The organism is Lentibacillus salicampi (assembly GCF_004565465.1).
Lineage (GTDB): Bacteria > Bacillota > Bacilli > Bacillales > Amphibacillaceae > Lentibacillus > Lentibacillus salicampi.
Map to the genome: position 1 here is coordinate 19209 of NZ_SRHY01000008.1, position 19885 is coordinate 39093.

The following is a 19885-nucleotide window of genomic DNA, read 5'->3' on the forward strand; positions in this document are numbered from 1 at the left end:
GGTAAAACACATAGGACATGCCATACCTTTTGCATCTAATACTTTTGCTGCTTCCATTGTGATTTCCTCCCTGTAAAAATTGGTTGCTACCTGCCTGAATCATTAGCCATGGACTGCACAGCGGTTTGGTCCAATCTCCATTTCACGTTGTTTATCGTCCTCAGGAGTCATTTTCCCCATATTCGTCTGGCGGATGTTTTCATATTCATTTGGCTGCGGTGGCAGATTTTCCGTTACCATTTTACGAAACGCTTGTTCATCATCCACTTTAAGTCCATTGTTACGCTTATACAAATCACCAAGACGTGCCTGGACACTGCTGTAATCATTTAATTCTTCAACGGACGAGTAGTGCGCTGGCAGTACAACCAGTTCATCAGACAGGTTTTTATACCGGCTGTAAAGCGTCTCTCGAAGGTCGCCAACCCAGTCATCAGCTTTACCGGCTAAGTCCGGACGGCCAATCGATTTCACAAATAGGATATCACCTGTCAGCAAGTACTGTTCATCGATAATCAATGAAGTACTGCCAATCGTGTGTCCAGGTGAATAAAGCGGCTGCACCTTAATCGTTGTGTTACCAACGGTTATATCATGGCCTTCTTCCAATGGTTCATAATCAAACGTTACGTCACTGGCATCTTTAGACGGAAGATGGTAGGTGCCGCCTGTTTTTTCAGCGAGCTTGCGGCCGCCTGAAATATGGTCAGCATGAAGATGTGTGTCGATCGTATGCTTGATGGTGACACCTTTTTCTTTAGCAAACTGTTCATAAATATCCGTCATACGGTTAGGATCAATGACAGCCGCCTCCTGTTCTGAAACGGCCATATATGATAAACAACCCTTGCCAAGCCGGACAAATTGATAAAGACTGCCGCCATCATTCAAGTCAGCTATTTTGACCGATTCCAAATGTTCACTCCAGGCTTTCATACCGCCTTCTACATCATAAACGCTGCTGAACCCTGCATCTTCCATCATTTCAGAGATCATTTTGGAAGCATTGCCTTTTGCACAGACAATGATGACTTCCTGATCTTTGTTCAATTTTTCGACTACAGGATCAATGCCATCGAGCAGGTTAACATACGGCTCGTTCATGATCTCAACACTGTCGCCTTCAATCTTCCAGTCAGCAAACTCATCCGTATTCCGTACATCCAGAATCAGTGTTTCCTCATGATTAACAATGCGTCGTGCAAGTTCTTTCGTCGTAATGCTTTGTGACAATTTTATGCCTCCTTTTATTTAAAATGTCAGTGAAATATCGGCGTCTTTGGCAAATTCAATAAATGATGCCGCTCCGCCAACTTCAATACCGTCTACAAAAGTGTCTTTTTCCAGGTTCATCACATCCATTGTCATTTGACAGCCAATCATCTTAACACCCATTTCCTGCGCCATTCCCAAGAGTTCACTAATTGAAGGGACATTGGCTTTCTCAAATCCTTCCTGGAAGTGTTCTTTCCCTTCCGGCAATGGCAGATTCTTGTGTGCCTCTTTATGAATCAGGTTCAATCCTTCAAACGTAAAGAAAATCCCTACTTCTTTATCAGATGCTGCAGCTGCCGTTGCATATTAAATACCTTGTATGCGTCGAACAATCCGCCATTTGCTGCGATAATAGCTACACGTGTGTTATTTTCCATTTTCAATTTTTCCTGATTAATTGTTTTGTTCAGCCGGACCGTCCCATGAAGTCATGCCCGGTGCTACATTTTTTGCATATTTGAAACCTTTTTCTTCTATTTCTCTACATCTTCATCCCAGGCCAACATACCTCCTTCAACGTTGGTGACATCAAAACCCTGGTTTTCCAGGAATTCAGTTACCTTGCCACTTCGACCGCCTGAACGACAAACCATGTAATAGTGTTTACGTTTATCCATTTCATCAAGGCGTTCAGGGACCTCTCCCAATGGAATATGTTCAGCACCGGGGATCTTACCCTGCTCGACTTCTTCATCTTCACGTACATCAATAACGCGGACATTTTCTCCCTGTTTTATTTTTTCAGCTAATTCTCCAGTTGTTATTTTCTTCATATACTGTCCTCCCAACGAATGCTTCGTTTTTATATCCCCCATACTTTTGCATGGTTATGATCTTTTACATATACCCGTATAGGTATTAAAAAAGCGATAAAAAAAGGTTAGTACGATCCATGTCACGTAACCTGTTTTTTTAGTTTAAAAGAAGTGCGATCAATCTGTAACCATTTTCATCGGCTTTTGACAAGCAAGTTGACTGCCTCTTTAACAAGCTCTTCAGAGTTTTCACCGTTTTGTTTGTCTTCGCGGATGCACTGTTCAAGATTTTGACTGACAATGACAGCAACAGTACGATCCAATGCATTTCGGACAGCTGTCATTTGTGTGACAACGTCACGGCAATCCTTTTCTTCGTCCATCATTTTCAGGAGTCCTCGGACTTGGCCCTCGATACGTTTTACACGATTTTCGATATCTGCTTCATATTCCATTGGATTGTCACTCCTTTCATTCATTCAACATCAGAGTAAGCAGCATGCGCTAATTCCGGACATAAAGCCACCATCTTTTCCTTCTCTTCAGCAGGACTACGGTTAGTCTATACCCCTGTAGGTATTTTGTCAAACGATGATTTATTCTGGTTAAAAACGCCATGGAATTTTACCGATAAACCAACCATTTGCTCAGCAATCATTACAACCATCCCATCTCCTGCTACACCGGGAGGTACAGTTTCGCATTCCACCGGACTCCATTTAGTCTTATGATGTTTTGCAATTTTCTATTGGGCAGTTTCTTCATCTTAGGCATATTGTGCACATCCCGTCCATAACGCTCCGAGTTCAGCGGCGCTCATTTTAGGTTTGTCTGTCAATAAGTAAACCTCCAAATACGTATGTTAAACGTATTTTCATCTGATTGACGTCAATTATGTATCCTTCAGAGGAGCTGCCCCAATATCACTTTGTCTTACTTTCCATATTTCTCTCGTTCTTCGGGGAATTCCTGCGTGTTATGTTCGAAATAAAATAAGCGATGCTCGCAGAAAGAAAAGCAAGTAATAGCATAGGCCAAAAAGGGCTGACACTGCCTTTTATGACGGTTTCCTGAGATAAGCTGGCACTTGAATTCCAAGCCTCTTCTATATCCGGCGTATAGGCGAATGTCAGAATCATTCCCGATAAAATCTGGCACAATGAAAACAATAGAATAAAACTAATGGCAAAAATCATATACTTTTTCATAACGATCATTCACCCCCGTTTAACACATTCTCATCCAGTTTCTGCAAATCCTCATCTCCCGGCCGGTCTGTCCTCAGCTGGCCGATAAACAGCTTCAATGTCTGTTCATTGATCCAGTTCGTTCCCCACACATCGTCATGGGCTATCATCGTCCCCATTAGCCAAATCCGCCTGGCGGTTATGAACAACGGCAGACTGCGCACATCATCGGTTGCCAAATCACGTTCGATCAAATAGCCCTTGAGAAATGCGTCCCAGCACTCTGTCTCCAGGTTCCGGTAGTTATTTTTTAAATTCCACCAGGACACCGCCATGTCATAAGCCCGGTAACCTATAGCACAGTTGTCAAAGTCAAATACTTCAATTATATCGTCCTGGATATGCATATTGTGGTTATGAAAATCGCCATGACAGAAACCTTTATCAAGATCAAATTCTGCCAGATCGGCCTTGGTGTTTTCCACAACAATATGTAATATCTTCACGGCAGTGCCCCCAAGATAGCGCTCAATCACAGGTGAAATAATGGCAGCCGGTTCATCTATTAGTGTTTGGGTATCCAGTTCAAACCCGCGTCCGCGTTCAGGTGCATAATCTGCAGTCAGTTCATGCAACCGGCCAAGTGTGGCACCAATGACCTCAGAGTTCGCCGGCGTCATTTGCGGCCGCTCTCCTACTGTATACGAAAACAGCGCCCCATAACGTTTTCCTTCTGGCGCCATGACTTCAGTTAAATAATCACCGTTACCTTTTTCAAACGGATATGAAGCCCGGAATGACTGCTTATACAGGTGGTGAATGGCTTCAAGCTCGAATAAAATCGCTTCCCTGTCACGCCAGCCAGAACGGTAAAGCTTGTAAATATATTTGGTATCATGTTGGTCCGTAATGAGATATGTATCATTCAAACCACGGGCTAAAATCTCACACTGGACATCCCCGGGCAAACCATAATCTACAGCTAATTGTTTGATTGTTTCCGTGTCAATCAATGAATGCCTGACATTAATGTGCAAAACATGAATCCTCCAATACGCTTACAACGGGACGTACTCACATTTGCGTTCATGCGGGACGCTGCTACTTTTCCTCATAAGCGCCATAATCCTCACCATAAAACCGGTTGTAGCGGTCTTTAAACTTTTCAAACATAAAAACAACAATGACCTTCAGGATTGCGTAGCCTGGAATACCGAGAATGACACCGACAACCCCAAACAGATTCCCGGCTACTAATAAGACAATAATGATCGTAAGTGGGTGTACCTGCATCGTTTTGCCCATGACGTTCGGCGAGACAAAATTTCCTTCGAGAAACTGTACCGCTGCCCAAACAATCCCCAGTTTTAACAGCATAACCGGGGAAGCAACAATTGCAATGATAATCGCCGGCGTGATGGCAATCATCGGTCCAAGGTATGGTACAACACTCGTGACAGCAGCGATAATGGCGAGTGTGATCGCATAATCCAAACCAATGATCAAATAGCCGATATATAAAAGAACCCCAATACACGAAGCGACAATGATCTGGCCTTGAATATAGGAGCCAACCTGCACGTCCATGTTGTGAAGGATTTGATTGGCTTCACCACGGTATTTAGGCGGCAGTAATTTCAGGCAAAACCGTTTAAAGCGGTCCCCGTCCTTTAACATGAAGAACAGAATAAATGGGAAGGTAATAATGGCGACCACCACACTGGTGATGGCACTGGCTACGTTTTGCACGCCTTCGACAGCTCCACCCAAGTATTCAGTAATTCTGCTTGTCACATCACTTAAGTTTGACGTGAACCAAGCGTAACCTTGTTCATAATAGGGAGCAAGGAATGACGACTGAATCCAGTTTTCAATCCCCTGACCCATCTGCTGCAAGTAAGTCGGGAATCTTTCAGCCAAGTCCTTCACCTGTGACTCAATCGCCGGTGCCGTCAGTAAAATCAATCCGGTCAGCAACCCACTGATGCCCAGAATAATGATGAGGATACCCCATATGCGATTAATATGTACCCGTTCCAACAGATTAACAATCGGATTCAGTAAATAAAATGCAATAAACGCTAATATGACCGGCGGCACCACGGTAGACAAGATGGTCACAATCGGATTAAAAATAAACGATACTTTAGCATAAATAAAGATGGTAATTCCGATCAGTAATAAAAGAATGAGACCATAAAACAAATCACGACCGCCAATAAATCTCATGAATCGGCTGATTTTCATATCACAACGCTCCTCCTTGATACACAAATTATAGATGATATTGCGAAAAATTTCCATAATAGATGTGAAGAAGTTAACGAATAGCTATCGTTATTTTTCCCATTCCAGAAATTCCAGCCGATTGCCAAAGGGATCAGTCATATAAAAGCGTTTTGCGCCGGGCAGCCGGTCATCTTCCCTGTATTCAGCACCCTTTTCACCCAGATACGTCTTCAAATCCGCCATATTCCCCACCCTGAAAGCCGGATGTGCTTTTCTAGCGGGAACAAATGGATATTCAATTCCGATATGTACTTGAATGCCTCCTGCTTGAAACCAAACACCGCCATTTTTCTTTAACGACGCCGGTTTATCAATTTCAGTAAAACCCAATATCCCGCTGTAAAATTCACGTGCCGTTTCCTCACTGTTCTCAGGTGCTGCCAATTGGACATGATCAATGACTTTATAAATAAATGACATCAGTATCACCCCTCCTATTCCATCATAACCCGAAAATAATATCGCGGATAATATGAATTATATATCACTGACAGAAACTTTTGCTTATACATCAAAAAAGCCAGCTCCCATAAGGAAACTGACTTAACACTTAAATGATTTACAGCCACAAGTGCCGTATTTTTATAAATAAAAAGTTTTAAACCACCACTTCACCAAGTGGGTGTTTGCAGAAACTTTCCTGTCTTCCGCTCTCAAGGCGGCCCGACATTTCAGTTCCGATATAAAACTCCCTATTCATTTGTTAGAGGTTTAAACTTATTTAAATACGAACATTGTAGCCTGTGTTTATATAATAAACCGTAGTTGCGTTAAAATCAATGGGAAATTTTTCCTGAACTTCGTGCAATACTTTACTGATAGTTTGATTCAGAAAAGTAATTCGTACACTTCCTTTAATTGCTTAGCCCGCACATCATCTTCCGCGTTTCTGGCATAATTCAATTCCTTTTCAACGACCGCGTCAAGATATGCCATTTCCTCTTCGTCAAGATTCCTTACAAATTCTTCTTCACTTTTAAAGTCATTGTGCTTGATCTTGCCAATCATTTGTTTCGCCCTATCGTTTTCACGATGGTTTACGAGTGATTCAAGCAAATAATCCAACGTATTGTCGATGATTCTCACCCTCATCTTTTCATTAGATGCTGCAGCTAAATTTTCGTGTTTTTCTTTTTAGCACGCTGTTCAAGCTGACTGTCCGGCTGCTGATCTGCCACATCTTCACTAAGACCTTGCTTATTCACACTGGTCTTTACCTGCCGATTACTGCGGTTAACTTTTTTATCAGCCATAAAACCACCTCCAGGGTGTAGTATTTCATAGCAGGAATTGTTTTATGCTGAATAATACCGGTCCCAAATGGCAGTTCGGAAATTATGATAAAAACTTTGCGTTTTTGCTCCTAAACATGAGCGTGATTTCTTCCGGATCACATCCAAATTTGGCCTGATCCCGTTAAACCGCTCTTTTACGCCTCCCCAAGTGTTTCATAGCGATCCCGCAGCGAACGCTTCAACACTTTTCCACTCGGGTTCTTCGGTAATTCATTCGTAAACGCCACATATTTCGGAGCTTTGAATGTCGACAGCCGCTCCCGGCAAAACTCCATGACAGCCTCTTTTGAAAATTCCACCCCATCTTTCCCCACAATGACAGCGGTAATAGCTTCGATCCAATAAGCATCCGGGATGCCGATGACAGCCACTTCAGACACTGCATCCATCTGGTAAATGGTTTCCTCGACTTCACGGCTTGATACGTTAACCCCGCCAGTATTGATCATATCTTTTTTGCGGTCAATGATCGTAATATAACCTTCCTCATCCATCACACCCAAATCACCGCTGTGGAACCAGCCGTTTTGAAACACTTCAGCTGTTTTATCCGGGTCATGCAAATAGCCTTTCATCGTATGCGGTGTTCGGTGTACAATCTCGCCCTCTATACCACGTGCCACTTCAACGCCATGATCATCCACAATTTTTGTCTGTACGTTCAGTGTCGGCACGCCGGCAGATCCAAGTTTGCGCAACTGATCTTCCGGCTGTAATGCTGTGGCGAGCGGAGCAACCTCCGTCTGCCCGTAGAAATTCCAAAATCGCGCATTCGGCAGGCGTTCTGCCAGTTCTTTTAAAATTTCCCGGGGCATGATGGCTGCACCATAATAACATTTTTTTAAAGTCGACAAATCGCGTTCATCAAAATCCGGATTTCTTAAGAGTGCAATCCAGACCGTTGGTGGCGCAAACAGTTGGGTCGCACCTTCTTCTTCAATCGTTTTTAAAATAACTTCCGGGCTTGCTTCCCCCAAAATAATCCCGCTTGCCCCAACGTAAACACTCGGCCCCAAAAACACATGAAGTTGTGCACTGTGATAAAGCGGCAGGGCATGAACAAACACATCCCCCGGCGCTATTTGTCCATCAACAATGCAGCTGACATATTCACTGACAAGACTTTTATGGGAAAGCATCACCCCTTTTGGTCGTGATTCCGTCCCGCTTGTGTACAGAACGTGAGCAAGGTCATCATCGTCGATAGCTACATCAACAAGGTCAGCTGCCTGTTCCTCCCGTGCCTCAGATAAGGAGACCCACTCCGCAAGATCGCCATCGTATTTGCCCAGCATATCCATTAAGTAACGATTCCTAATGTCTAGATTTCTTGCTGATTTATCCAGTACCGGCGCATATTCTTCAGACGCAATCAATACGCTCGCTTCAGCATGTTCCAAGATATACTGTACATCTTCAGCTGAGAGCATATAATTAATAGGAATCATGACTGCACCCATGCGTGCTAAAGCAAAATTCACGATCACAAAGTCAAGGCTATTCCGCGACATGACTGTCACCATGTCACCTTTTTCCATACCGTCCTCAAGAAAAGCCCGTGCCGTCTGGTTCACCAAGTCGTCCAATTCCGCATAATTCAGCCGCTGCCCATTGTAGACAAATGCGAACTTTTCCGGCATCCGATCGCGCGTCCGTGCCAGTAAATCCCCCAGCGTGTTCCGTCGTGCCCTGTCCAGCATCAACCTGAGATCATCTGATACATTCGTTTCCACGCTCATAACGCCACTCCTCAAATAAATTGTCGATGACTCATACGCTGAATATTCTATGTTTTAGTTTAATTCAGATATAAAAAGATGACAAGTCTGAAAAATGTCTTGTTTTGCAAAACATTTCCTGAATTTATCATTTTTTGTCGCCGTCATGCCGGGGCGTGAAAAACATTGGCTCCGCCGCACCGTGGGATACACCAAAATCGGCATAGTAGTTGCGTTGATTGAACTGCCAGGCACAATTGCTTTATATTTTGTGAAACACATTTGCCTTCCACATGTGCTCATTGCTGAAAATATAAGGGCACGCATTATGAACTTGCTTATCTAATTGAAGAAGATGAATATGGATATATCATAATTCATTATCATGACCGGAACCAGGGAGAACTTTTATCATGAACTAAAGAGGCACCTGAAGTGAAATAAAAAGATGGCGCCGTAAAAGCACCATCCCTTCACTACCGGTCAAACACAACCCGTGTATTCCCAAACATGTCATGTAACCCCTGCTTTTGCTCCCCGAATGCCACGAACAGGTATAATAGGTTGGTAAACCAGAACACACGGTGGATAAAGCGACCAACCACTTCCCGGAAAATCAGATCGCTCCATTCCAATGGTTCTCTGTCTTCACGGACAACGCGAAGTCCTAGAATCATTTTGCCCAGTGTCTTACCATAAAATTTCGTCATTAGCAAAAAGTACAGGTACAGCACGATGAGTCCAACGATCCCGGCTACAGTCCAAAATCCAATATCAACCCCGCTGCCATCACCGATAAATTTAAACGGACTAAGCAGGATACCGTTAATGCTAAATACAATAACCAAGTCAAAAAGATAAGCCCAGAAGCGCATCCAGAACCCGGCATAACGTTGCGTCTTAACTCCGGTATTCTCTATTTCGTATGTTTCCTGATATTCACTCATAACGGCACCTCCCTATTTCGAATATAAGTACATGGCACGTGGTCCGTCTGATTGCTGCAGCAGCTCCTGAATGGCCATCAGACTCTGGTCTTCTTTACCAAACAGACTTTGTACTTTACCGCTAAGAAGTGATTGCCAGCCAAAGTCTAAACCACTTTGATATTTGACAACTTTTGCGTTCGACCATTCAAAATCTTCCTGCATCATGGCTACGGTTTCTTCCAGGCTGCCAAGCCCATCAACAAGCCCATTGTCTGCTGCCTGGCTTCCGGTATAAACACGTCCATCGCCCAGTTCACGTACTTTGGACTCTGACATATCCCGGCCATCCACAATAACCTGAACAAAATCGGCATACATGTCATCAATCATTGTCTGCAGAATGTCACGCTCTTCATCGGTCATTTTTCTTGTCGTGGACATGATATCTTTAAATTCGCCGCTTTTAATCGTATTCATATCAACCCCGAGCTGATCGGCAAGTTCCGTAAAGTTATAGCTTTGCATAATGACACCGATCGATCCGGTTAACGTAGCCGGATGAGCGATGATTTTATCCGCCGGAGCAGAAACATAATACCCGCCTGATGCGGCTGTATTCCCCATCGAAACATAGACTGGCTTATTGTGTTCTTCTTTTATCTCAACGATTTTGTCATGAATCTCGTCACTTTCCACAACACCCCCGCCAGGTGTATTCACACGTAAAATAACGCCGGCTACAGACCGATCTTCACCGACATCCTCCAATTTTTTCAAAAACCGGTCATGGTTATAGCCACCCGAATTCAACATAGATGATGTGGACGTGTCCTGAATAACCCCGTCAAGCTCCACGACCGCAATCTTCTTACCGGTCCCTTCCTCAATAACCGTTTCCTCGTATGGCTGCTTCGGCATCTCAAACAAAGCTTCAAGATCGGTCGAGAATAGACTGCTCATAAACCTGAAACCGATTGAAACTGCAAGTAAACCGATTGCAATACTTAGTGCAATCCAGCGTGTCTTATTCAATTCGATATCCTCCATTTCGTTGTCTGTATGTATACGCCAATGCTACTATCATTTTTGCCGAATCGTAATCGGACAATGCGCCTGCTAAAGTTCCAGCTTCTCCAATGCAGCTTTCAAATTGGTCAGATCTGCTTCCGTCAGCGTGACACCTTTACCCATTTTTGCCTTATCAGGTGCCCAGTCCCTGAGATCATATTTCGGATCGCGTCCATTCCAGCTGACCAAATTCAATTCCTTCGTCCAGCCTTTTGGTGATTCAGATAGTTCTGCAATATGTTTGATAATGTCATATTTGATATCAGCCATACCAATTCCTCCATAACGAAATTTAAACAAACAAGCGTACGGTCGCCATGTCAGACTTGGCGCTTCATTCAGTACACTTCATAATTCTGCCCTGTCTGTGCACCTTCCACACTTTTAACATACGCCCTTGCCACACGTTCAGCAGGCACCGGGGAGAAACCGGCAAAAAGATGACCAATTCGGTCCCAGGATTCCTCTACAATATTAGGACTGACACAGTTAATCCGGATCCCCCTTGCCATTTCAATGGCGGCTGTTTTCACGAATGCTTTCACTCCACCGTTTGCCATGGCAGCTGATGCCCCCATAGGGATCGGATCATCCATCATAACACCGGTCGTCAGTGTGAAACTTCCACCATCATTCAGGTAATCCTGCCCAAGTAGTACCAAATTAATCTGCCCTTTCAGCTTACTTTCAATTCCTTTTTCATTCAACTCAGGGGTTAAATCCGGAACAGCTTTAAAATTCGCTCCCCCTGATGCATTTATAACGGCGTCCACTTGACCAACCGTTTCATACATATTAACAATGCTTTCCTGTGACATGAGATCAACTGAAACATCGACCCCATTTCTCCCGGCACGGAGAACCTCATGATTCGGTGTTAAAGCTTCCGTTATTTTTTTCCCAATGGTACCGCTTGCCCCGACAACAACTATACGCATTTCTTCAAAATCCCCTTTCCATCGGTTAAAAGTAGATTTTCGTGCTTTGTTTCGCACGTTTTTTGCTCTTGGGCGGATAATAGCCCCGTTCATAGATCCTGCCTTTTGACATATGGCACTTCCTTAGAAATATATCCGTTTCATCCGTTTCATATGTCTTAAATGCCTCGATTAAAATTTTAGCAGCAACCCGCGCATCTTCCAAAGCATGGTGATGGTCAAATTGAATCCCGTGATGGGAGGCGACCGTATTCAGTTTATGATTGGGAAGCCTTGACCATACGCGCCTTGAAACATTCGCAGTACAAAGGTAGTCCATTTCCGGATATGTCAGATTAAACTGATCCAGTGTGTGCCGGATAACGCTCATATCAAAGCTGGCATTGTGGGCAACTGCCAAATGATGTGATAAATAGCCATCAAGTGTCGGCCACAATTCCGCAAATGTCGGTGCATCCGCCACATCGTCCTCTGTAATCCCATGAATACGCGTGTTAAATGGACTGAAATATGTGAGCGGATTGATTAGACTGTAATACTCATCAACAATCTCCTCACCATCCACAACAGCGATTCCGATCGCACACGGACTGTTGCGCTGTTCATTTGCCGTTTCAAAATCAAGTGATACAAATTGCATGCTTCCGCCCCCGTTTCTTTATCATAATACGGATAGCTAATATATAACGTTTCATTTGTCAAAGGTGCTCAAACCAGACATGTTGATGTCAGTTCCACATTACCATCATTATAAACGTTTTACCATAAAAAATACCAACAACTGCCATCAGACCAACCAAAAGAAACGATTATTTTAAGCTTCTCCATTATTCTTCAACTGTTCAAAGACCCCTGCCAATGAACTTTGATACGCTTTCGGAGCGTACGATATTATGTTTCAGACCATACACTTGGCGGGAAAAGAATTATATAATTAATTTAAATGGAGGTGCTGCAATTGGCGGAAGAAATTTTTGGACCATTTTCGTCAGTTGAAGAAGCGGCAAAAACGGTTGACGTTCTCGAATTGGAAGGCTATTTCAAAGAAAATATCACGATTTTTTCTCATGGAAAGTATGCGGATGAACTGAACGCTAATACGGATGTCGCTGTTACAAGCACAGAAACTCCCGAAAACCGTGAGAGTTCTTTCATGGATAAAATCTCTAAGGTTATTTTCAACGGTGTCGGAGAAACGTCGAACATGCTTGACCAACTGCGAGGCAAAGGATTATCAGCTGAACAGGCAGCCCAGTATGCTAAACAAATTAATTCCGGTAAGATACTAATTACAGCGGATAGAACATTGAAAATGGGTAACGATGCAGCAGAGGATTCCAATAATACCGGTGAACGTGTTAATCACTTGTATCAATAAAAGTATATAGCAATGGAGTAATCGGCATCCGCCGATTACTTTTATTATCGGGCTGGAGTTAAACTCCCGTGGCAGGGTTTTCATGCCTCGGCTGGCAGCCCCCCCTCTTCTGCTGATATCCTTGTCCCCCCGCGTCGCTCAATCCAATTCATTTATTTGGAGCAGCCATGTATGCAGGATATAATGAAGCAAAAAGGAATGATTATCATGTGTCTGATCAATTTTAATTTTCAGGGGCACCGTAATTATAAATTAATCATCGCTGCGAACAGGGATGAATTTTATAAACGCCCGACCGCGTCTGCCCGGTTTTGGGAGGATAACCCTGACATTCTGGCCGGGAGGGATCTCGTTGGAATGGGCACCTGGCTGGGTATCACGAAAAGTGGCCGGATCGCTGCATTAACCAATTACCGTGATCCTAATGAAGAACAGAACAACAAAACATCTCGTGGCCATATTGTACGGAGTTTTTTGGAAGACCACATGCCTGCTACCGAGTTTCTATCCGGATTGCAGAAAGACAAGGGACTGTACGCCGGGTTCAATATCATTGCCGGAAGTCCAGAACAATTATGGTATTACAATAATATTCAAAACGAGATGTCACCAGTTCCTCCAGGTACTCACGGATTAAGCAATGAATTCCTTGATACCCCATGGCCGAAAGTTACCAAAGGGAAAGAACGGATGACAGCCTATATCCGAAAACATTCGATTATTGAAATTGATCCACTTTTCGATTTGATTACCGATGCGGAACAAGCTCCAGATGAACGGCTGCCGAATACAGGTGTTGGCGTGGAGCTAGAGCGGCAACTGTCACCACTATTCATCAAGACACCCGGGTATGGCACCCGCTGCTCGACGGTACTTCTGGTTGATCACGACGGACGTGTTACATTCGTGGAACGGACATATGACCAAGGCAATTTTGAACAGGAAAAGCGCTTTTCTTTCCAATTAAATAATATGTGAAATCGGTGCTAATTTGTATAAACATTGCACAACGATCAGGACGTTTTGGCTCTTTATCAGCGTACCAGCTCCACCGGCTACAACCAAACACCTCCTCAGCCACGTAAATGTAAAAAGCGAACAGCGCCACTGCACTGTTCGCTCCCATATACTACCCATCTTGATTTCGGATCTTACGGATTTCGTCAGCCACAAATTGTACCTGGGTACCGACGACAACCTGGATATTATGCTTGCCGACAACGTTGATGCCTGGAACGCCGGTTGCTTTAATTTTATCCTGGTTAACTTTATCCATATCATCTACTTCAAGTCTTAGACGTGATACACAATTATCAACTGTCAGGACGTTTTCATCTCCGCCAAGACCATCGTAAATTTTCTCGGCCATTACAGCTGTTTCGTCTTTTTCAATTTCTTCATCTGTACTGTAGCTTTCATCAACTTCCCCTTCTCCTGGTTCATCACTTTCACGACCTGGTGTGTTCAGATTAAACTTCACAATCAGGAATCGGAACAAGAAGTAGTAAATGACCGCAAATACAAGACCCTGCACAATCAGCATGAGCGGTTGATTGGCAATGGGGACGCCCAGACTCAGGGTGTAGTCCACCAAACCGGCACTAAAACTGAAACCTGCCGTCCATTCAAACATGGCTGCTACAAACAATGACAGTCCTGTCAATGCAGCATGTACAACATACAGTACAGGGGCCACGAACATGAACGAGAATTCAAGTGCTTCGGTTACACCAGTGAAGAATGATGCAAAGGCGGCGGCCATTAACAGAGATGCAGCCTGCTTCTTGCGTTTCGTTTTAGCTGTATGATACATTGCTAAAGCTGCTGCAGGAAGGCCGAACATCATAATCGGGAAAAACCCTGCCAAATAGCGTCCGGTAATCCCTTTTTCACCTTCACTTGCCCAAAAGCTGGCGATGTCATCGATACCAGCAACATCAAACCAGAAAACCGAGTTCAATGCATGGTGCAGACCGGTTGGGATAAGGAGTCTGTTAAAGAATCCGTATATACCTGCTCCGACAGCATCCAGACTAATAATCGCTTCACCGAACGAAACGAGTCCCGAATAGACAACCGGCCAGACAAAGAACAATACAGCAGAGACAACCATCATGGCGGCTGCACTCATGATCGGCACCAGCCGTTTTCCGCTGAAGAAAGCAAGCGCATCCGGCAGCCGGATATGACTGAACCGGTTATACATCATTGACGCCACGATACCGGATAGAATACCGATAAAAACGTTTTCGATATTTTCAAAGGCCGGATTAACCGCACTTTCCTCGATACCCTGAAGCCCGGCAACCCCGCTGACACTAAGAACAGTAGTCGCAGCCAGGCGACAAGGCCACTTAAACCGGCCGCACCATCCTGTTCCCTGGACATCCCAATTGCGACACCAACTGCAAATAGAATGCCAAGATGACTGAGGATGGCGTCACCTCCGCTTGTAAGATAATTGCCGATAATATTGTTCTCATCAGCATTAAGAATCCAATTTCCAATCCCCATCAGAATCGCCGCAGCCGGCAGTACAGCAACCGGCAACATCAAAGAGCGGCCGAGATTCTGCAAATATTTCATCATGTTATTTCCCTCCAATTTCGTAAAAATGGTTCAATTACCAGGATCCATCACTTCATGAAAGAAAAGCATACCGTTTCCATAACTGAATTCGTTTACAAAATAAGTCCACAATGCTCACAATAGGTATTCTATTAGTGTGTGCGCAGCCGTTCAATATGAAGTGTAATGTATCCCAGTTCTTCCTCAGGCAAGTTAATGCCGAATGACGCAGATGTTTCGTTAGCCACTTGTTTGGCGCATCGATAAGAAACATTATATTTCTGCTTAATTATGTCAAACATATCTTGATCCATGACATGACTATCGTGATGTTTGGCCCGTGTAAGGGCAAATTGAAGATGTGTTACCAGCCGGTCATAAGATATGTCTGCCTCATCGATGGCAATGTTTAGACAATCTCTGATCCCCTGCACCATCGTTTGCACCATTGTCGTCTGTCGTACTGTTTCGTGAATATCACCCCCTTGAATTTTCATCGTGTGAATATATAGTGCTATAAACGCCGCTTCGTCCACCGGCATTTCAACCCCGATTTCCGTTTTAATGCGATCGATTGCCCATAAGCCGATTTCAAATTCCTGCCGGTACAGCACTTTAATTTCGCGCAGCAGCGCATTCTTCAGTTGGATACCATTTTGCTCCCGTTCGATGGCAAATGAAATATGATCAGCAAGCTGTATGCGGATATGGTCATTCAGTTCAGCGTTCAGCCGCTGTTCAGCATGATTGATAATGGCCTCAGACAGGATAAAATGCGCTTCCGGTATCCGAAGCAACAACTGCTGCAATTTTTCATTTTCCTTTAAGACAAACAGCTTTTCAATTTTTTTCGGGTTTGCCACATCATTTTTCTTTTTCTCAAAGGCTATCCCCGATCCAATCGCTATTTTTTCTTCGCCTTCATCCATAACGATGACAGCATTGTTGTTCAATATCTTGCTGATCTTCATCAGAAAGCACTCCCTTCACCTCGGGATCATTTATCTGAAGCCGTGATGACCACGGTTTCACCGGCCTTGCCTTCTTTTTCATCCGTCATCGTGTATTGTTTTCCAGTTTCCTGTGCATTCGTGATGACAACGGGTGTCATATCACTTGAGGCATTATTGCGAATGTAATCCAGGTCAAACGTCATCAGTTCCTGTCCAGCAGAAACATTGTCTCCTATACTGACTGAAGCTGTAAACCCTTTCCCTTCCAAAGAAACGGTCTCAAGCCCGATATGAACCAGAACCTCGGTACCATCCTTTGCACGCAATCCAATCGCATGCAGTGTATCCGGAATTTGAACGATTTCACCTTCAACGGGCGCAAAAATTTTTCCTTCTGACGGTTTAACGGCAACCCCATCACCCATCATTTTTTGACTAAAAACAGGATCAGGCACCTCTCCCAGCGTCACAATCTCCCCACTAACCGGTGCGTATATTTCAGTTTTGGCATCGCCTTTTTTAAATAAATTTTTAAACATGGTTGAAACTCCTTTCAAAATGATGGTAAACCTTTTTACAGATTTAGTATGCACCAATCATTGCAACATAAAAGGGCATGGCGGTATAAAGGAGACCAGCGTCCCCTCTAAAATACCACCATGCCTAATCACGTCAGTAACATGTGTGCTTAATAATTTTTCATCTATTCTTATCCTACCACGACTTAGACTTTGAAACAACCATTTCATCCGAAATGTCCATGCAACAACCAGGGGACAAGTAGTTCTTTCCACCTGTTTTTACAGGAAATTTGACTCGTTTTGTGCCAAACCCCTTCGAAAATAGAATATTTAAACTATAATAAATATAGATAGTATTTGAGGAGGGAAAACAATGGCAAAAATGCATCTGATTCCGTATCAGGTAGAAGAAATTGAAGATACAGCCACAGAAATCCCCCAGGGCGTGCAAATGATTCAAGCTCCGGATGTGTGGGAGCAATCGGATGAAGGGAGCGGCAATGTGATTGCGATCATTGATACCGGCTGTGACAAGAGCCACCCGGACTTGGACGGGCAAGTCATTGATGGCAAAAACTTCACGGATGATGGCAGTGCCACCGATTATCGCGACAACAACGGCCACGGCACTCATGTCGCCGGAACGGCCGCAGCAGCCGCAGGCGAAGAAGGGATTGCAGGTGTCGCACCGAATGCAAAACTGCTGGTCGTCAAAGTGCTGGATGCGAATGGCAGCGGCAACTACGAATGGATTATTGACGGCATCAACTATGCAACCGACTGGGAGGGACCGAATAGTGAAAAAGTGCGTGCGATTTCCATGTCCCTCGGTGGCCCGGAAGATGTTCCGGAACTTTATCAGGCTGTTAAACGTGCGATTGACAGGGGTATTCCGGTCGTTTGTGCTGCAGGAAACGACGGGGATGACCGTCCGGATACAGATGAATATGCCTTTCCCGGCGCCTATAATGAAGTGATTCAGGTCGGCGCTGTCAACTATGACCGTGAAATCGCCCCATTCAGCAACACGAATAACGAGATTGATATCGTGGCCCCAGGCGTTGAGATTCTATCAACGTACGCTGACGGGAAATATGCGCGGCTCTCCGGCACATCCATGGCCACACCGCATGTATCGGGAGCGCTCGCCTTGGTCACCAGCATCGCTGAAAAACAGTTTGACAGGAAACTGACAGAAGGCGAACTATATGCCCAGCTGGTAAGACGCACCGTTCCATTGGGCTACCCCAAATCAGCAGAAGGAAACGGTCTGGTTGCACTCGATGTCCTGAACCGGTTCGAGCAGTTGTTTCAGACATTTAATACGGTTTTTAAATAACTTGAGCCGGGATCCTGATATAAAGAGCAGGGTCCCGGTTACCTGTTTTGAAATGACTATTGAACCTTCACGTTGTACCGCTCGCAAATTCGGATAGGAATTACACCCGTTCTGCACAAGTCGGTGCTCCTCCCGCACGGATTCGGCTTCTGTTGTGCACCTCCGCCCTTACCATAAGCAGGCTGCAGCCAATAACCCGCTAATCATAATGGCAATCAACAAAACGCTTCCCAATATAAATTGATCTTTCAACGTCAGGACACCGGATTGATAGGCAATGATGGTTGTATTTGAGTAAATCGGCAATACCATTAAACTTCCAATAATAAGAATTGTTAAAAGCGAGACACTTAAAACAGGTAAGCCTAACGAATTTCCAAAAGAAACTGCGAGTGGCAATATGACTGCAATCGCACCCGTCGGACTTGTGAAAAACACCCTTAAGAACAAAATCATAACCATTAGGAAAAATAAGGCGATCATATCAGGGTATGTTGGTGAAATCCAGCCGAATAATACATTGGCCAGCCAGTCCGCAGTCCCCGTCCGCTGTACGATGTTTGACAATGATATGGCTGAACCAATGAAAATAAACGTCTCCCATTCAAAGCTCCGAAAATCCATATCCGTAAACAAGCGAATTCCCGGTAGCGATAAGATGGTCAGCACAATAATGGGCGGAAGAATCGTCGGCATACCCGTATTACTTCCTATCAGCCAGGCAGCTATCATCAGGATAATTAAACTAAACACAATCTGCATGTTCCGTTTGTCATAGCCATTATTCGATAATTGATCGTTTACAGGCTCTGACGTGTTTGCACTACGTGACGAATCAGCCAACTCGTCCCATACATGAAAATAAAAAAAAGCAAAAATGATGACCATAACCGTCGCGGCATAAATAGGCGGCATCATATGCAAAAACCAGGAGGTCCAGGTCATCGAAAACCCGGCATCATCCAATAATTCCGATGCCAATATCGGATATCCGCCGCCTGTCAGAACAATCATCGTCAAAAACTGATTCACCCCACTGAACAGCCAATTACAAAAGCGTCTGAATGCGCTCTGTTCCGGCAGGTCATAAAAAGTATTCACTGAATCAATCAACGGATGAAACATGCGAAACCTAGCAACCGCAGACGGCATCAAAACAGGCAGTACCATGGCTGCTATTACAAACCCCAACATTACTCTTACAACATTTCCTGATGACAGTCGCAGAATAAGACGAGCTATCATTTTATCCAGACCAACTTTGATCATAACCTTGCTGATCATTGAAACGATTAAAACAAAGTATAGAGCTGATGCAATAAATCCGGAAATGGCTGATGAAAACGAATCGGCAAGGTTGAACATCATAATAATAGCAATTACAAATAACGAGCTGATACCCAGCGGCAGAAGTTTTGTTGACCATAAGAAAATAGATATGACCAACAGCAGAAGTGTTTTCCACTGTTGATCATCCAATCCTGAAAACGGCGCAGGAACAAGTAAACCTGCTGCAAATAAAATCACAACGATGACTAATTGCAGCCATTTCGTATGAAGAAAACGTTGACCCGAAATACTTCCATTCACATAAAATCCACCCTTCAGCAAGCAACAACATGTGCATCAAAACAATGATTGGTCAGTCTTCAGGACACCACCCCGCTTAAAG

Annotated in this window: 20 protein-coding genes, 1 other RNA gene and 2 pseudogenes; 3 read left to right on the top strand and 20 right to left on the bottom strand. The window is 44.2% G+C overall.

What is annotated here, in order from left to right:
- Positions 1–102: 102 nt before the first annotated feature.
- From E4U82_RS07860 to E4U82_RS07940, 16 genes and pseudogenes are all read right to left on the bottom strand, one after another.
- Positions 103–1233, bottom strand: coding sequence for an MBL fold metallo-hydrolase (locus E4U82_RS07860; RefSeq protein WP_135109652.1), 1131 nt, complete (start codon positions 1231–1233; stop codon positions 103–105).
- Positions 1234–1251: 18 nt separating this feature from the next.
- A pseudogene (locus E4U82_RS07865) lies at positions 1252–1652 on the bottom strand (DsrE/DsrF/DrsH-like family protein).
- A 96-nt stretch (positions 1653–1748) separates the two neighbouring features.
- Positions 1749–2048 (bottom strand): rhodanese-like domain-containing protein, encoded by a 300-nt coding sequence (locus tag E4U82_RS07870; RefSeq protein WP_135109653.1) that lies wholly within the window; start codon positions 2046–2048, stop codon positions 1749–1751.
- 176 nt (positions 2049–2224) lie between these two features.
- The gene (locus tag E4U82_RS07875) at positions 2225–2485 is read right to left on the bottom strand and encodes a metal-sensitive transcriptional regulator (RefSeq protein ID WP_135109654.1); all 261 of its coding nucleotides are present in this window, start codon (positions 2483–2485) and stop codon (positions 2225–2227) included.
- 758 nt (positions 2486–3243) lie between these two features.
- The gene (locus tag E4U82_RS07885; RefSeq protein WP_167751356.1) at positions 3244–4254 is read right to left on the bottom strand and encodes a phosphotransferase enzyme family protein; all 1011 of its coding nucleotides are present in this window, start codon (positions 4252–4254) and stop codon (positions 3244–3246) included.
- Positions 4255–4318: 64 nt separating this feature from the next.
- A complete protein-coding gene (locus E4U82_RS07890; protein ID WP_135109657.1) occupies positions 4319–5464 on the bottom strand; it encodes an AI-2E family transporter in 1146 nt (381 codons plus the stop codon).
- Positions 5465–5554: 90 nt separating this feature from the next.
- Complete coding sequence (locus E4U82_RS07895) at positions 5555–5926, bottom strand: VOC family protein (protein WP_135109658.1); 372 nt, start codon at positions 5924–5926, stop codon at positions 5555–5557.
- 139 nt (positions 5927–6065) lie between these two features.
- Positions 6066–6252, bottom strand: a non-coding RNA gene (ssrS, locus tag E4U82_RS07900) — 6S RNA.
- A gap of 82 nt (positions 6253–6334) precedes the next feature.
- The gene (locus E4U82_RS07905) at positions 6335–6592 is read right to left on the bottom strand and encodes a sporulation protein (RefSeq protein WP_425339510.1); all 258 of its coding nucleotides are present in this window, start codon (positions 6590–6592) and stop codon (positions 6335–6337) included.
- Positions 6593–6618: 26 nt separating this feature from the next.
- Positions 6619–6759 (bottom strand): small, acid-soluble spore protein L, encoded by a 141-nt coding sequence (locus E4U82_RS07910; RefSeq protein WP_135109659.1) that lies wholly within the window; start codon positions 6757–6759, stop codon positions 6619–6621.
- A gap of 176 nt (positions 6760–6935) precedes the next feature.
- Entirely contained in the window at positions 6936–8540 is a 1605-nt protein-coding gene (locus E4U82_RS07915; RefSeq protein ID WP_135109660.1) for a fatty acyl-CoA synthetase, read from the bottom strand.
- Positions 8541–8995: 455 nt separating this feature from the next.
- Complete coding sequence (locus E4U82_RS07920; RefSeq protein ID WP_135109661.1) at positions 8996–9466, bottom strand: RDD family protein; 471 nt, start codon at positions 9464–9466, stop codon at positions 8996–8998.
- Positions 9467–9478: 12 nt separating this feature from the next.
- On the bottom strand, positions 9479–10480 hold the full coding sequence (gene sppA, locus E4U82_RS07925) for a signal peptide peptidase SppA (RefSeq protein ID WP_135109662.1): 1002 nt from the start codon (positions 10478–10480) through the stop codon (positions 9479–9481).
- 84 nt (positions 10481–10564) lie between these two features.
- The gene (locus tag E4U82_RS07930; RefSeq protein WP_135109663.1) at positions 10565–10786 is read right to left on the bottom strand and encodes a YdbC family protein; all 222 of its coding nucleotides are present in this window, start codon (positions 10784–10786) and stop codon (positions 10565–10567) included.
- 68 nt (positions 10787–10854) lie between these two features.
- Entirely contained in the window at positions 10855–11454 is a 600-nt protein-coding gene (locus tag E4U82_RS07935; RefSeq protein WP_135109664.1) for a short chain dehydrogenase, read from the bottom strand.
- Positions 11455–11479: 25 nt separating this feature from the next.
- Positions 11480–12094, bottom strand: coding sequence for a 3'-5' exonuclease (locus E4U82_RS07940; protein WP_135109665.1), 615 nt, complete (start codon positions 12092–12094; stop codon positions 11480–11482).
- Between the two features lie 318 nt (positions 12095–12412).
- Here E4U82_RS07940 and E4U82_RS07945 point away from each other — a divergent pair, with 318 nt between their 5' ends.
- The gene (locus tag E4U82_RS07945; RefSeq protein WP_167751357.1) at positions 12413–12832 is read left to right on the top strand and encodes a general stress protein; all 420 of its coding nucleotides are present in this window, start codon (positions 12413–12415) and stop codon (positions 12830–12832) included.
- Positions 12833–13003: 171 nt separating this feature from the next.
- Entirely contained in the window at positions 13004–13810 is an 807-nt protein-coding gene (locus tag E4U82_RS07950; RefSeq protein ID WP_342447726.1) for an NRDE family protein, read from the top strand.
- Positions 13811–13961: 151 nt separating this feature from the next.
- On the opposite strand, the pseudogene nagE reads toward E4U82_RS07950, so the two are convergent.
- The 3 genes and pseudogenes from nagE to E4U82_RS07965 form a co-directional block, all read right to left on the bottom strand.
- Positions 13962–15421, bottom strand: a pseudogene (nagE, locus tag E4U82_RS20455) (N-acetylglucosamine-specific PTS transporter subunit IIBC).
- A 131-nt stretch (positions 15422–15552) separates the two neighbouring features.
- The gene (locus E4U82_RS07960) at positions 15553–16371 is read right to left on the bottom strand and encodes a PRD domain-containing protein (RefSeq protein ID WP_135109667.1); all 819 of its coding nucleotides are present in this window, start codon (positions 16369–16371) and stop codon (positions 15553–15555) included.
- A gap of 26 nt (positions 16372–16397) precedes the next feature.
- The gene (locus tag E4U82_RS07965) at positions 16398–16892 is read right to left on the bottom strand and encodes a PTS sugar transporter subunit IIA (RefSeq protein ID WP_135109668.1); all 495 of its coding nucleotides are present in this window, start codon (positions 16890–16892) and stop codon (positions 16398–16400) included.
- Positions 16893–17247: 355 nt separating this feature from the next.
- Between E4U82_RS07965 and E4U82_RS07970 the strand changes: the two genes are divergently transcribed.
- A complete protein-coding gene (locus E4U82_RS07970; RefSeq protein WP_135109669.1) occupies positions 17248–18213 on the top strand; it encodes a S8 family peptidase in 966 nt (321 codons plus the stop codon).
- 168 nt (positions 18214–18381) lie between these two features.
- Here the strand turns inward: E4U82_RS07970 and E4U82_RS07975 are convergent, their stop codons facing one another.
- Positions 18382–19803 carry an SLC13 family permease gene (locus tag E4U82_RS07975; RefSeq protein WP_167751358.1) on the bottom strand — a complete coding sequence of 474 codons (1422 nt, stop codon included), beginning with the start codon at positions 19801–19803 and terminating at the stop codon, positions 18382–18384.
- Positions 19804–19885: the final 82 nt, after the last annotated feature.

Excerpts from the sequence above, each read along its gene's own strand:
- E4U82_RS07935 (WP_135109664.1), bottom strand. The coding sequence starts at position 11,454 with ATGCGTATAGTTGTTGTCGGGGCAAGCGGTACCATTGGGAAAAAAATA.
- E4U82_RS07960 (WP_135109667.1), bottom strand. The coding sequence starts at position 16,371 with ATGAAGATCAGCAAGATATTGAACAACAATGCTGTCATCGTTATGGAT.
- E4U82_RS07915 (WP_135109660.1), bottom strand. The coding sequence starts at position 8,540 with ATGAGCGTGGAAACGAATGTATCAGATGATCTCAGGTTGATGCTGGAC.
- E4U82_RS07870 (WP_135109653.1), bottom strand. The coding sequence starts at position 2,048 with ATGAAGAAAATAACAACTGGAGAATTAGCTGAAAAAATAAAACAGGGA.
- E4U82_RS07950 (WP_342447726.1), top strand. The coding sequence starts at position 13,004 with ATGCAGGATATAATGAAGCAAAAAGGAATGATTATCATGTGTCTGATC.
- E4U82_RS07920 (WP_135109661.1), bottom strand. The coding sequence starts at position 9,466 with ATGAGTGAATATCAGGAAACATACGAAATAGAGAATACCGGAGTTAAG.
- E4U82_RS07910 (WP_135109659.1), bottom strand. The coding sequence starts at position 6,759 with ATGGCTGATAAAAAAGTTAACCGCAGTAATCGGCAGGTAAAGACCAGT.
- E4U82_RS07965 (WP_135109668.1), bottom strand. The coding sequence starts at position 16,892 with ATGTTTAAAAATTTATTTAAAAAAGGCGATGCCAAAACTGAAATATAC.
- E4U82_RS07940 (WP_135109665.1), bottom strand. The coding sequence starts at position 12,094 with ATGCAATTTGTATCACTTGATTTTGAAACGGCAAATGAACAGCGCAAC.
- E4U82_RS07970 (WP_135109669.1), top strand. The coding sequence starts at position 17,248 with ATGGCAAAAATGCATCTGATTCCGTATCAGGTAGAAGAAATTGAAGAT.
- E4U82_RS07895 (WP_135109658.1), bottom strand. The coding sequence starts at position 5,926 with ATGTCATTTATTTATAAAGTCATTGATCATGTCCAATTGGCAGCACCT.
- E4U82_RS07875 (WP_135109654.1), bottom strand. The coding sequence starts at position 2,485 with ATGGAATATGAAGCAGATATCGAAAATCGTGTAAAACGTATCGAGGGC.
- E4U82_RS07930 (WP_135109663.1), bottom strand. The coding sequence starts at position 10,786 with ATGGCTGATATCAAATATGACATTATCAAACATATTGCAGAACTATCT.
- E4U82_RS07890 (WP_135109657.1), bottom strand. The coding sequence starts at position 5,464 with ATGAAAATCAGCCGATTCATGAGATTTATTGGCGGTCGTGATTTGTTT.